Source organism: Rhodomicrobium sp. (assembly GCF_047605405.1).
Lineage (GTDB): Bacteria > Pseudomonadota > Alphaproteobacteria > Rhizobiales > Rhodomicrobiaceae > Rhodomicrobium > Rhodomicrobium lacus.
In genome coordinates this window covers 34,199-47,001 of the sequence record NZ_JASGFR010000015.1, presented here as the reverse complement: position 1 = coordinate 47,001, position 12,803 = coordinate 34,199, and the positions used below count along the sequence as shown (strand labels likewise).

Genomic DNA, 12,803 nt, shown 5'->3' with positions numbered 1-12,803 from the left:
CCCGACTCACGCCCGCCGTCAGGAGAAACGATGGCCATCCATGTCGCGCTGACCCATCGGACCGAATATGATTACGACCGCCTGACCGGGCTCGGCCCACAGGTGGTGAGGTTGCGGCCGGCGCCGCACTGCCGCACGCCGATCCTGTCCTATTCGCTCAGCATCACGCCGGAAGAGCACTTCATCAACTGGCAGCAGGATCCGTTCGGCAACTATCTGGCGCGGCTCGTCTTCCCGGAAAAGACGCGCGAGTTCAAGGTGGTGGTCGATCTCGTGGCGGACATGGCCACGATCAACCCCTTCGACTTCTTCGTCGAGGAATACGCGCAGAACTGGCCTTTCGACTACGATGCGTCGCTGAAGGAAGAACTCGCGCCCTACCTCAAGGCGGAGGAACCGGGGCCGCTTCTGAAGGACTATATCGCGGGCCTCAGGATCGACGCGAAGACCTCCATCGATTTCATCTGGGCGCTAAATTTGCAGCTCCAGAAGGACATTGCCTATCTGATACGCATGGAGCCGGGCGTTCAGACGCCGGAGGAGACGCTTGAGAAGCGCTCCGGCTCGTGCCGCGACTCGGGCTGGCTGTTCGTGCACATCATGCGGCATTTCGGCCTCGCCGCGCGTTTCGTGTCGGGTTACCTCATTCAATTGAAGGCGGATCAGAAGTCGCTCGACGGCCCCTCCGGGACCGAGGTGGATTTCACCGACCTGCACGCATGGGCCGAAGTCTATCTTCCCGGCGCGGGCTGGATCGGCCTCGATCCGACGTCCGGCCTGTTCGCGGGCGAAGGCCACATTCCGCTTGCCGCCACGCCCTCGCCGCAGAGCGCCGCGCCGATCTCCGGCGCGCATGACGAGGCTGAAGTCACCTTCGGCTTCGACATGCAGGTGCAGCGCATCTACGAAAGCCCGCGCGTGACGCTGCCTTACACGGACGACCAGTGGAAGGCCATCGCGGCGGCGGGACACGAGGTCGACCGGCGGCTCGATGCGGGCGACGTGCGGCTCTCGATGGGCGGCGAGCCGACGTTCGTTTCCATCGACGACGTAGACGGCGCCGAATGGAACACGGACGCCGTGGGGCCGACGAAACGGCGCTATGCTGAAAACCTCATCCGCCGCCTGCGCGACCGCTTCGCACCGGGCGGGCTGCTTCATTACGGGCAGGGCAAGTGGTATCCGGGCGAGCAGCTTCCGCGCTGGTCGTTCTCGGTCTACTGGCGCGCGGACAATCAGCCGCTCTGGGAAAACGAAGCGCATATCGACCACGAAATCCCCGTAAAGCCCGCAACTCAGGAAGACGCGGGCCGTTTCGCGGAAGTGCTGGCCGAACAACTCGGCCTTCCCGCCGATGCGGGTGTTCCGGCCTATGAAGACCCGGCGCATTTTCTTCTCATCGAGCAGAAACTGCCGATCAATGTCGAGCCCGAGGACAACAAGCTCGAAGACCCGCAGGAACGCGACCGCGTCATCCGCGTGTTCGAGCGCGGGCTCGACAAGCCGTCCGGCTACGTCATGCCGATCCAGGTGTGGCACAGTCAGGCGCGCGGCCGCACATGGGTGACGGAGAAGTGGAACTTCCGCCGCCGCAGGCTCTATCTCGTGCCGGGCGACTCGCCCGTGGGCTATCGCCTGCCGCTGTCGTCGACTCCCTACATCGTGCCGTCGAACTATCCGCACATCATCCCGACCGATCCGTTCGCGGCGCGCGCTTCCATGCCGTCGCGCGAGGTGCTTTTGCGCAGCCGCCGCGAGTCGGTGACGCTGCTGGCCCCTCCGGCGCCGCCCGCGCCGCTCGTGCCGACCGAAGTCTTCGGCAATGTCCGCACCGCGCTCGCCATCGAGCCGCGCGACGGGCATCTTTGCGTGTTCATGCCGCCGCTCGCCGACGCGGAAGACTACGCCGCGCTTGCCGCCGCCATCGAGGAAACCGCGAAGATCACGGGGCAGCCGGTTCACATCGAGGGCTATCACCCGCCGCACGATCCGCGCCTGAACGTGATCAAGGTCACGCCCGACCCCGGCGTGATCGAGGTGAACATTCAGCCCGCGTCGAACTGGGACGAGGCGGTGAACATCACCGAAATCCTGTATGAGGAAGCGCGGCTCGCCCGGCTCGGCACCGAGAAATTCATGGTGGACGGCCGTCACACCGGCACCGGCGGCGGCAATCACATCGTGCTCGGCGCGAAGACCCCGGCCGACAGCCCCTTCCTGCGCCGCCCCGATCTGCTCGCCAGCATCATCGCGTACTGGCAGAACCACCCGTCGCTGTCCTATCTGTTCTCGGGCCTCTTCATCGGGCCGACCAGCCAGGCGCCGCGCATCGACGAGGCGAGGAACGACTCGCTCTACGAAATGGAAATCGCGTTCAGCCAGATCCCCGACAAGGATTACGGCTGGATTCCCTCTTGGCTCGTGGACCGCGTCTTCCGCAATCTGCTCATAGACTCTTCGGGCAACACGCACCGCGCGGAAATCTGCATCGACAAGCTTTATTCGCCGGATTCGTCCTCCGGGAGGCTCGGCCTTGTGGAGTTCCGCAATTTTGAAATGCCCCCGCATGCGCGCATGAGCCTCGCGCAGCAGCTTCTGCTTCGCGCGCTGATCGCATGGTTCTGGGAAAAGCCCTTCAAGCGCCGCCTCATTCCGTGGGGCACGGAACTGCACGACCGCTTCATGCTGCCTGATTTCGTCTGGGCCGACTTCAAGGACGTGATTGCGGATCTTAAGGAAGCGGGCTTTCCGGTCGCGGCCGAATGGTTCGCGCCGCATTTTGAGTTCCGCTTCCCGCTTTACGGCGCCGTGGATTATCAAGGCATCGAGATCGAGCTGCGGCAGGCGCTGGAGCCGTGGCACGTGCTCGGCGAGGAAGGCGCGCCGGGGGGGACCGTCCGCTATGTGGACTCGTCGCTCGAACGCCTTCAGGTGAAGGTGAAAGGCAATCTCGGCAACCGCTATCAGGTGCTTTGCAACGGCGTGACCGTGCCGCTGAAGCCGACGGGCACGCATGGCGAGGCCGCCGCCGGCGTGCGCTTCCGCGCGTGGTGGCCCGCAAGCTGCCTCCAGCCGACGATCCCGCCGCATACGCCGCTCGTGTTCGACCTGTACGACAGCCATGCGGGGCGCTCGGTCGGCGGCTGCCGCTATCACGTCGCGCATCCGGGCGGCCGCGCGCATGACAATTTCCCGATCAATGCACTCGAAGCCGAGACGCGCCGCCTCGCGCGCTTCGAGCTTTACGGGCATACGCCGGGCACGATGCAGCCCTACAACCCGGGGCCAAACCCGAGCTTCCCGCATACGCTCGACCTGCGGCGCGTGGGATTTTGACTGCTGGCGGCGGGCGGGTGTCCGGCCGCCGCTTCTTCCGCTTCCGGCAATGAGACCATAGGCCGGAGCGGCGAACCGTTGTAAGGTGAGGGCACAAACGTGAAGCCTCGCCCATGGACCAGATCAGCATCGCCACGCCGCCCTTCTTCGATCCCGCCGAGTTGCGCGCGGAGCTTTCGACCTATTGGAAGGAAAGCGCGGAAAATCCCACGCAGATGCGCCCGCGCGTGGTGCGCCGCCTGAAGGAACTGAAGGCGACCGCGCAAGCCGAGGCCGAGGCGCTGCTGTTGCGCACGGGCGACGGGCGCGCCTGCGCGGCGGCGCTCGCGCTTTTCCAGGATGAACTGATCAAGCTCATCTACGATTTCTCGACGAAGCATCTCTATCGCGCGCGAAACCCCTCCGCCGCCGAACATATGGCGCTCGTCGCCACGGGCGGGTACGGGCGCGGCCTCATGGCCCCGAAATCGGACGTCGATCTGTTGTTCCTCCTCCCCTACAAGCAGACGGCGTGGGGCGAGAGCATCGTGGAGTCCGTGCTCTATTTCCTGTGGGATCTCGGTTACAAGGTCGGCCATGCCACACGCACCGTCGACCAGACGCTGAAGGCCGCGCAATCCGATATGACGATCCGCACGGCGCTGCTCGATGCGCGGCTCATCCACGGCGAAGGCGCACTTTTCGATGATATGTGGTCGCGCTTCATCGCCAACGTCGTCAGCGGCTCGAAGCGGGAGTTCATCGCGGCGAAGCTCGTCGAGCGCGAGGAGCGCCTGAAGCGCGCGGGCCAGTCGCGTTATCGCGTCGAGCCCAACATCAAGGAAGGCAAGGGCGGCCTTCGCGACCTGAACCTGCTCCACTGGCTCGCGGTATACCTCAACCCGGCGCACAACGGCCAGAAGGCGGAAAACGCGATCTTCACGCATAGCGAGGTCGCCACCTTCAACCATTGCGAGGGCTTCCTCTGGACGATCCGCTGCCACCTGCATTTTCTCACCGGGAAGGCAGAAGAGCGGCTTTCTTTCGACGTGCAGCCGGACATGGCGCGGCGGCTCCGCTATCACGAAGGCCGTGGCCTGCTTGCCGTCGAGCGGTTCATGAAGCACTATTTTCTGATCGCGAAGGATGTCGGCGACCTCACGCGCACCGTCTGTTCGAGCCTCGAATTGCGGCAGTTGAAGAGCGTGCCGACGCTCAGCGACTTCGTCGGCGCGCTGCCATGGAGCCCGCAGGCCAAGATCGCCGCGACGACCGATTTCCGCCTCGACAACCGGCGTCTGAACGTCAAGCAGCCGGACGTCTTCCGAAAAGACCCGCTGAACCTGATCCGTTTCTTTATCGAGGCGGAGCGCGAAAACCTGCTGATGCATCCCGAAGCGCTGCGCCTCATCCGCGCGTCGATGAAGCTCATCGACGACGATTTTCGCAGGAACCGGGAGGCGAACCGCCTTTTTCTCGATCTTCTGACCTCGCGCGAGGCGCCGGAAAACTCGCTCCGCTACATGAACGAGTCGGGCGTGCTGGGCCGCTTCATCCCTGAGTTCGGGCGGTGCGTGGCGATGATGCAGTTCAACATGTATCATCACTATACGGTGGACGAGCACACGCTTCAGGCGATCGGCATCCTGTCGCGCATCGAGAAGGGGGAGTTTGGCAAGGAGCTTCCGCTCTCTACCGAAATCATCAACGACATCCAGAACCGCAACGCGCTCTATGTGGCGCTCCTCATGCACGACGTGGCGAAGGCGGTCGAAGGCGATCATTCCCTCGTCGGCGCCGACTGGGCCCGTTCGGTGGCGCTGCGCCTCGGTCTGTCGGCGGCTGAAGCCGAAACCGCCGCGTGGCTCGTCAGACATCATCTCGTCATGAGCCAGACGGCGCAAAGCCGCGATATCTCGGACCCGCAGACCATCCGCAACTTCGCGGACCTCGTGCAAAGCCCGGAGCGGCTGAAGCTGCTTTTGCTGCTCACCGTGGCCGACATTCGCGCGGTCGGCCCCGGCGTGTGGAACGGCTGGAAAGGACAGCTCCTCCGCCAGCTCTATTACGATACGGAGCCGATCCTCGCCGGCGGTCATACGCGCGTGCCGCGTCAAGCGCGCATCGCGGACGCCAAAGCCCGGCTGCGCGATGCCTTGTCCGACTGGTCGGCGGCCGATGTCGACCGCTTCGGCGAGCGGCATGAGCCGGACTACTGGGTGCGTACAGACCTTGACCGCCAGATCCTGCATGCGAGCCTGATCCGCCGCTTCGAGACGGAAGCCGCGCCGCTTGTCTATGACGTGCGTTGTTGCGACATCGTCCGTCCGATCCCGGAGCTGACCTTCGTCACGGGCGATCACCCGCAACTTCTGATGCAATGCGCGGGAGCCTGTGCCGCCTCCGGCGCCAGCATCGCGTCGGCTCAGATCGCGACGACGCGCGACGGGCTGGCGCTCGACACGCTGCTGTTCCAGCGGAAGTTCGTCGACGACCACGAGGAAATTTCCCAGTGCGAGAAGATCGCGCGTTCGATCACGGATGTCGTGTCCGGCGCGCGGGTTCTGGATGAGGCGAAAGTTCGCTCGGTGCGCAAGATGCCGAAGGTGGACGCGTTCACCGTGCCCCCCGACATCGTGATCGACAACACGGCATCGCAGGAAACGACCGTGATCGAGGTGCATGCGCTCGATCGTCCCGGCCTTCTCTACGATCTCGCGCGCGGCTTCGACGAATTGGGCCTCGACATTGCGTCCGCGCATATCGCAACCTTCGGCGAAAAGGCGGTGGACGTATTCTACGTGACGGGGCCGGGCAAGCAGAAGGTGACGGACGAGGCGACCAAGAGCAGGATTCGCGCGCAGATTCTCGACCTTCTCGAAGAGTGAGGGCAGACACGATGCTCCATGCCGACGCGACGGCAGCACTCGCCGAATACGAAAGGCTCTTTCCCTGCGAAGCGCTTGAAGGCGTGCGGGATTTTCTCGCGCGCAATTCCGGGGACATTCTGAGGTCGAACCCGGCCGGGCACGTCACCGCGAGCGGCCTCGTCTTCGACGGCAGCGCGCTGCTCCTGATCTTTCACAAGAAATCGGGGCGGTTCCTTCAGCCGGGCGGCCATGTCGAGAGCGCGGATGCATCCATTTACGATGCCGCCAGGCGCGAAGTGCTGGAAGAAACGGGCCTTGCCGTGACATCGTCGCCGCTGTTTCCGGCGCGCGTGCCGTTCAACATCGATGCGCACATGATACCGGCGCGCCCCGACCGCGACCAGCGCGAACACTGGCATTATGACTTCCAATATCTGTTCGAGCCGGTCGGCCGGGACGTGCGCATCGATGAAAGCGAGGTCGGGGCTTATCGGTGGGCGCCTCTCGATCATCCCTTCGCCACGAGCGGGCTCATCGCTGCGGCCCCGAAACTGCAAAAGCTTCTATCGAAGAGGACGCTCACATGACGCGCATCGTCAAACCATCGAAACCGCGTCACGATGAAACGCGAAAGCAGGCTCGTGGCCCCGGAGCGAAGGAGGCGGGCGCCGGTTCGCGCGACACGGCGCCGAAGCAGGAAGCTTGGGCTTTTTCCCGTTTCGGCGATGCGGGAAGAAATGCCCGGCCACAGAAACCCGCTGGCCAAAGCTTCGCAAGGCTCGCTGCGGGCGAGACGCTTTACGGCCTGCATTCGGTCGAAGCGGCGCTCGCGAACCCGAAACGGCGCATCCATCATGCATGGCTGACCGAGAACGCCGCCGCGCGACTGCGTCCGCTTCTTGACGCGCGCAAGATCGCCGCGACGCTCGCGCTGCCCGCCGACCTCGACGCGCTGACCGGACCGGGCGCGGTGCATCAGGGCGCGGTGCTTCATGTCGAGCCGCTCGCTCAGCCCGGCCTCGACGATTTTCTCGACGCGCTCGACGACGCGCCCGCCACCGTCGTCATCCTCGATCAGGTCACGGACCCGCACAATGTCGGCGCGGTGATCCGCTCTGCGGCGGCGTTCGGCATCGGCGCGATGATCGTACAGGATCGACATTCTCCCCCTCTGACGGCCACGCTCGCGAAGTCCGCCTCCGGTGGGCTCGAACATGTGCCCGTGATCGAGGTGGTCAACCTGTCGCGTGTGCTCGAAAAGCTGAAGGAGCGCGAGTTCCTCTGCATCGGCTTCGATTCCGAGGGCGCGCAGCGGTTCGATGCCGCGTTGGCGGGCGGGCGGCGCGTGGCGTTCGTTTTCGGCGCCGAGGACAAGGGGCTGCGCCGGCTTGTGCGCGAGAAGTGCGATGCGATTGCCGCGCTCGCCGCGCCCGGCCCGATCAAGAGCCTCAACATTTCGAACGCGGCCGCGATCGTGTTCCATGCGCGCGCGCTGGAACGGGGAGACGAAAAATGACCATAACAGTTTACGGCATCAAGAATTGCTCGACCGTGAAGAAGGCGCGGGGCTGGCTCGAAGAGCGCGGCGTCGCCCATGCCTTCCACGACTACAAGACGGCTGGCGCGGACGAGGCGCTGGTGCGCCGCTTCGTCAAGGAACATGGCTGGGAAACGCTCCTCAATCGCGCGGGCACGACGTTCCGAAAACTGCCCGAGTCGGAAAAGGAGAACATCGACGAGGAAAAGGCCGTCGCGCTGATGCTGGCGAACCCGTCGATCATCAAGAGGCCGGTGCTCGACCTCGGCGACAGGACGCTCGTCGGGTTCAAGCCGGAGGTTTACGACGCGGCGTTTGCGGCGACGCACTGAGTTGCACTTTCGAGAAAAGCGCTTTGGCCGCTCAAGCGCCACGCAAGGCGCGCATCCCGGCAGAGGCGTAGGTTAGATCGTCTCGTGACGCGGGAAACCGATCAGACACCAAGAGTCACGCGCTGTCGTGCCGCGTCCGAATTGCCGCAGGACGCGGTTGAGCGCGTCTGGAATGTCCGAAGCGGGTTCCGATGAAACGTGCCACAAGACAGAAAGGTAGCGCGCGCTTGTTTCCATTAAGAGCGGATGCGTTAAGGCAGTCGCGTGCAGCCTGAGATGACACCGAAGAAACGCGAGAGTAGAGCGGACGCGAACCTCATTGGCCACGAGTGGCGGGTTTTTATCGGCGTTGCTGGCGCTGCTCGTTCTGCGCAGCCGGTTCGCGCCCCAGCAGCCAATCGAGACTGACATCGAGAACGTCGGCGACGTAGCAGAGCCGGTAGAGCGGCAGATGGATCGCCGACACGGCGAGATCCTGCCCCGCCTCGGCGGGAAGTCCGGCGCGTTCGGCCACTTCCTCCGGCGGCATCCTTTTTGCCCGACACGCATAAGCGAATCTGGACGGAAAGACAGATAGGTTCGTCATTTCACGCTATACACTCGGTACGCCGGAAGTCCGATCCGACATTTTTACCAGCCCGCAGTCCACTCGCAGTGAGTGCCACAAGGCATCAACTCTCTGATTCAACTCTACGTCTGTCACCGACGCCTGAGCCATTGCCCGCACGAGACGCAGCCCGGACGTCGGATACGCTTCAAAGGTTATCACCGTCTTAAGATTGTAACAATAGCTTCATACAAATGGTAGGTGAATCCGAAAGCGCTCGAATGGTTAACCACAGCCGCATTTTGTGCCCTTCGCGAAAGCTTCGTGACAGGAGCCGGGCTTAAGGAAAAGCCCACGTCTCCTGCGGCACGCGCGCTGTGCCTCGCACCTGACGCAGGCTTCTCGCCTCAACCTCCGACGGTCGATCTGCCGGGCAATTGAATCCAGAAAACGCGGGCCGATCCGGGTTGGCAGCGGCAATGTTTCCTGCCTTAATGGCTACAGACAGTCGCGCAGGCCATCCGCTGCGGTTCCCCTGAAAAAAGAGCGATGGACGGAAAACTCCTTATTCAGCTTGTTGTGTTCCTGGGAGTCGCCGCGTTGGCTGCGCCTCTCGCGCGCATGCTCAAGCTCGGCTCCATTCTTGGCTATTTGTTGGCGGGCGCCTTCATCGGCCCCTACGGCATAGGCTACATGTTGGGTTATTCGACGAACGACGCCGAGATGTTGCGTCATATCGCCGAACTCGGCGTGGCCATGTTCCTGTTTCTCATCGGCCTCGAATTGCGTCTCAAACGCCTTTGGAAGATGCGCGAAGGTGTGTTCGGGGCGGGGTCGGCGCAATTCGTGGTCACGGGCGTCCTGCTCGTCGTCTTGATCTGGGGCATCAATCCGAGCACCGATCTTTCCTTCTCGGAAGCGATGCTTGTCGGGCTCACGCTTGCGCTGTCCTCCACCGTGCTCGCGCTGCAAACGCTGGAAGAGAAGGGCGAACTCACGACGCGGCACGGCCGTCTCGCCTTCTCGGTGCTGCTGTTTCAGGATATCGCTGCAATCCCGCTCCTCGTTGCGGTGCCGCTCCTCGCCGTCAAGGCATCGTCGCCGGAACTTCTCACCGTGGCGGGCGTGGTGAAGATCTTCGCGGCCATCGCGCTGATCATCGTGGCCGGGCGGTATGTGCTGGACCGGCTCTATCACCTGCTCGCCCTGACGCAGGTGCGCGAGGCGATGATCGCCGCGTCGTTGCTGACGGTGGCGGCGGTTTCGCTCCTCATGACATCCATCGGGCTGTCTGCTTCGCTCGGCGCGTTCCTCGCGGGCGTGCTGTTGGCCGATTCGCACTTTCGCCATCAGCTCGAAGCCGACATCAAGCCGTTCGAGATGCTGCTGCTCGCGCTGTTCTTCACGTCCATCGGCATGGCGCTCGATTATCATGCCCTGTTGCGCCAGCCCTTCCTGATCGCCGCGGCGGTGATCACGCTCGTGGCTGTGAAATTCGCGGTTCTTTATGCGGTCGGGCGCTGGCAGCGGCTGAATAAGCCTTCCGCCCGGCGGTTCGCGATTGTGGCCTCGCAGGGCGGCGAATTCGCCTTCGTGGTGTTCGCCAGCGCCGAACAGGGAGGCGTGCTGACTTCCGCGCTGGCGTCCTCGCTCGGGATCATCGTGACGTTGTCGATGATGACGACGCCGCTGCTTCTTGCGCTCGACGACTTTCTTCGCAAACGCACGGTCAAGGCGGAACCCCTTTACGACGACCTCCCCGCAACCGCCGGGCATGTGGTGATCGCAGGTTTCGGCCGCGTCGGGCAGGTGGTGGCGCGCGTGCTCACCGCGAAGGGCATTCCCTTCACAGCGCTCGATGCGGACCCCGATCAGGTCCAGCTCGTGGGCCAGTTCGGCAACAAGAGCTATTTCGGCGATGCGAGCCGCCTCGCCATTCTGGAAGCGGCGGAAGTCGGCAAGGCGCGGGCCTTCGTGCTGGCCATAGACGACGTGGAAAGCTCGCTCAAGGCGGCGCAGCTCGTGAAGGCCTATTTCCCGCATGTGCCCATCTATGCGCGCGCGAGAAACCGTCGCCATGTCCACCAGCTCATGGATCTCGGCGTTGAAAACATCGAGCGCGAAGCCTTCTATTCGACGCTTGAAATCACCCGCGATCTCCTGCGCGGTCTCGGCCTTTCGGAAGGCGAGATCCGTTTCACCATCGAGACATTTCGCGAGCACGACGAGGCGCGGCTCTACGAGGACTACGCGCATTATACCGACGTGGAGAGGATGGCCGCGCTCGCCATGCAGCGATCGGAGGAGCTTGCGCAGCTTCTCGCGCAGGATTGGGAGAAGGCCGCCGAACGCACGAAGCGCGCGGAGGAGAAGAAGCGGGCCGACGAGAAGAAACGGCAGGACGACAAGAAGGCCGAAGAGAAAAAGAAGGCCGAGGCCAAGGCCAAGGCGAGCACGCTCGCCGAAGGCAAGCCCGTGACATCGCCTCCGGCTTGACGACCGCAAGGCGCCGCTCCTCGCGGCCGCAGCATGCGTGCATGCGGGAGCTTCGGAACCGTTGGAGCATTTACCTCCCGGAAGAGCGCTCGGGCGATAATGCCCACCTTCGCATCACCCGGAGACCGGATGACATCAACCCTTCGAGATCCCGCGTACCCTCCACGGCGTGAACCGGCGGAGCCGCCGCGCGCCGCACCTCTCGTTGCGGCCAGTGCCCTGTTTGCGTTGTTCGCAGGCATATCGGCGGCGATCTACAGCGGCAGTCTGGTCGATTTCGATCGGGGTCTGCTTCTTGCGCTGCGAGACCCGCTGAACCCCGCCGACGCACTTGGCCCGCGCTGGCTTGCGATTGGCGCGCGCGATGTCACGGCGCTCGGATCGACGGCGGTGCTGTCGCTCGCGACCTTCGTGGCGCTGGCCTATTTCGCGCTCGAACGGCGATGGGGTAACTTCGCGCTCGTGTTCGTCGCCATCGTCGGCGGCACGCTCGTCAACAATACGCTGAAGGCGCTCGTGCAGCGGGCCCGACCCGACTTCGTCGCGGAAATCGTCGAGACCTCGACCTACAGCTTTCCGAGCGGCCATGCGTTCATGTCGGCCGTAACCTTCCTGATCCTCGGCGCGCTCATGGCCCGCGCGCGGCCCGATGCGTTGGGAAGGGCCTTTGTCTTTGCCGTCGCAGTCGCGCTGATGTTTCTGGTCGGCGTGAGCCGCGTCTATCTCGGGATGCACTGGCCGTCGGACGTGCTCGCCGGATGGTGCGCGGGCGCGAGCTGGGCGCTTTTGTGCTGGGCCGCCGCCGACTGGTTCGAAAAGCGCGCGCGGCCTTGAGACGCCGCGCTTGCACCGAGCGCCGGGGAAGCGATCCGCTGCCGTCTATTGCTGCGGGCGGGACGTGATCGGAAAATCGTGGCTTCGGCGGTTCGCCGCGCGGGCGAGGCTGAAATGCCACCACTCCGCGGGATAGTTCGTGAAGCCCGCGCGCTCCATCAACGTGACGAGGAGATCTCGTGACCGCCGCTGCTCCGGCGTCAGGCCGGGAAAGGTCGTGTTGGACGCGCGGTCGAAGCAGTCGAACGACGTGCCCATGTCAAGCTCGCCCGGCCCCAGTTTCCCGAGCGCCACAGCATTTGCAGTATTCCCGAGCTTGTCTTTCGACACATCGGCCTGGCCTGCTGGCGCATGGGCTGGCGCGGCACAGGTGTCGCGCACAAGCGGCGGGCGGTCGCCCGCGCCCTGCCGCACAAGGGTGAGATCCACCGCAAGCCCCGTCGAATGCGAGGACCGCGAAGCGATGTAATCCGGCACGAGCGCGTCTTTTGACAGATGCGGATACTGGCTCTTTGTGCGCCCGTCTTCCCGCGCTCGCGCCCAGGCCCCGAATGCCCTCACCGCGCGTTCCGGGCGATAGCAATCGAACACCTTGAGCGAGAGGCCAAGCGCCTGAGCCGAGCGCTGGGCCCGCTTCAGCGCTTCGGCGGCGTCGCGCCGAAGAACGCATTCGCCCGCCTCGTAACCGGGGACAGGAGCGCCTGTGAAATTGTTCAGCCCAGCATAGCGCATGTCCTGCTCGATGTCGGGCGCGACATCGCGAAGATAAACGAAACCGTCCGGGAGATCGGCGCGCGCGGGCACCGGCGTAAGCCCTGCCACAACAAGGAAGAGCGCCAACGCAAAGCTTCGCCGATCCATTTCTCCGCCTC

The 12,803-nt window shown here is 64.1% G+C and carries 9 protein-coding genes; 7 read left to right on the top strand and 2 right to left on the bottom strand.

What is annotated here, in order from left to right; translation table 11 throughout:
• The first annotated feature begins 30 nt into the window (after positions 1–30).
• From QM659_RS07960 to QM659_RS07940, 5 genes are all read left to right on the top strand, one after another.
• Positions 31–3,336 carry a DUF2126 domain-containing protein gene (locus tag QM659_RS07960; RefSeq protein ID WP_415188001.1) on the top strand — a complete coding sequence of 1,102 codons (3,306 nt, stop codon included), beginning with the start codon at positions 31–33 and terminating at the stop codon, positions 3,334–3,336.
• Positions 3,337–3,449: 113 nt separating this feature from the next.
• Positions 3,450–6,203 carry a [protein-PII] uridylyltransferase gene (locus QM659_RS07955; RefSeq protein ID WP_415188000.1) on the top strand — a complete coding sequence of 918 codons (2,754 nt, stop codon included), beginning with the start codon at positions 3,450–3,452 and terminating at the stop codon, positions 6,201–6,203.
• Between the two features lie 11 nt (positions 6,204–6,214).
• Entirely contained in the window at positions 6,215–6,772 is a 558-nt protein-coding gene (locus tag QM659_RS07950; protein WP_415187999.1) for an NUDIX hydrolase, read from the top strand.
• Positions 6,769–7,701: a 23S rRNA (guanosine(2251)-2'-O)-methyltransferase RlmB gene (gene rlmB, locus QM659_RS07945; protein WP_415187998.1), complete on the top strand. Its 933-nt coding sequence runs from the start codon at positions 6,769–6,771 to the stop codon at positions 7,699–7,701. Before QM659_RS07950 ends, rlmB begins: the two co-directional genes overlap by 4 nt.
• Positions 7,698–8,054: an ArsC family reductase gene (locus QM659_RS07940; RefSeq protein ID WP_415187997.1), complete on the top strand. Its 357-nt coding sequence runs from the start codon at positions 7,698–7,700 to the stop codon at positions 8,052–8,054. The genes rlmB and QM659_RS07940 overlap by 4 nt, the downstream gene beginning before the upstream one ends.
• 340 nt (positions 8,055–8,394) lie before the next feature.
• On the opposite strand, the gene QM659_RS07935 is transcribed toward QM659_RS07940, so the two are convergent.
• Complete coding sequence (locus tag QM659_RS07935; RefSeq protein WP_127076407.1) at positions 8,395–8,583, bottom strand: hypothetical protein; 189 nt, start codon at positions 8,581–8,583, stop codon at positions 8,395–8,397.
• Between the two features lie 567 nt (positions 8,584–9,150).
• Between QM659_RS07935 and QM659_RS07930 the strand changes: the two genes are divergently transcribed.
• Positions 9,151–11,097, top strand: a complete 1,947-nt coding sequence (locus tag QM659_RS07930; protein WP_303487924.1) for a cation:proton antiporter — start codon at positions 9,151–9,153, stop codon at positions 11,095–11,097.
• 129 nt (positions 11,098–11,226) lie between these two features.
• A complete protein-coding gene (locus QM659_RS07925) occupies positions 11,227–11,931 on the top strand; it encodes a phosphatase PAP2 family protein (protein WP_415187996.1) in 705 nt (234 codons plus the stop codon).
• A gap of 45 nt (positions 11,932–11,976) precedes the next feature.
• On the opposite strand, the gene QM659_RS07920 is transcribed toward QM659_RS07925, so the two are convergent.
• Positions 11,977–12,792, bottom strand: a complete 816-nt coding sequence (locus tag QM659_RS07920; protein WP_415187995.1) for a M15 family metallopeptidase — start codon at positions 12,790–12,792, stop codon at positions 11,977–11,979.
• Positions 12,793–12,803 lie beyond the last annotated feature (11 nt).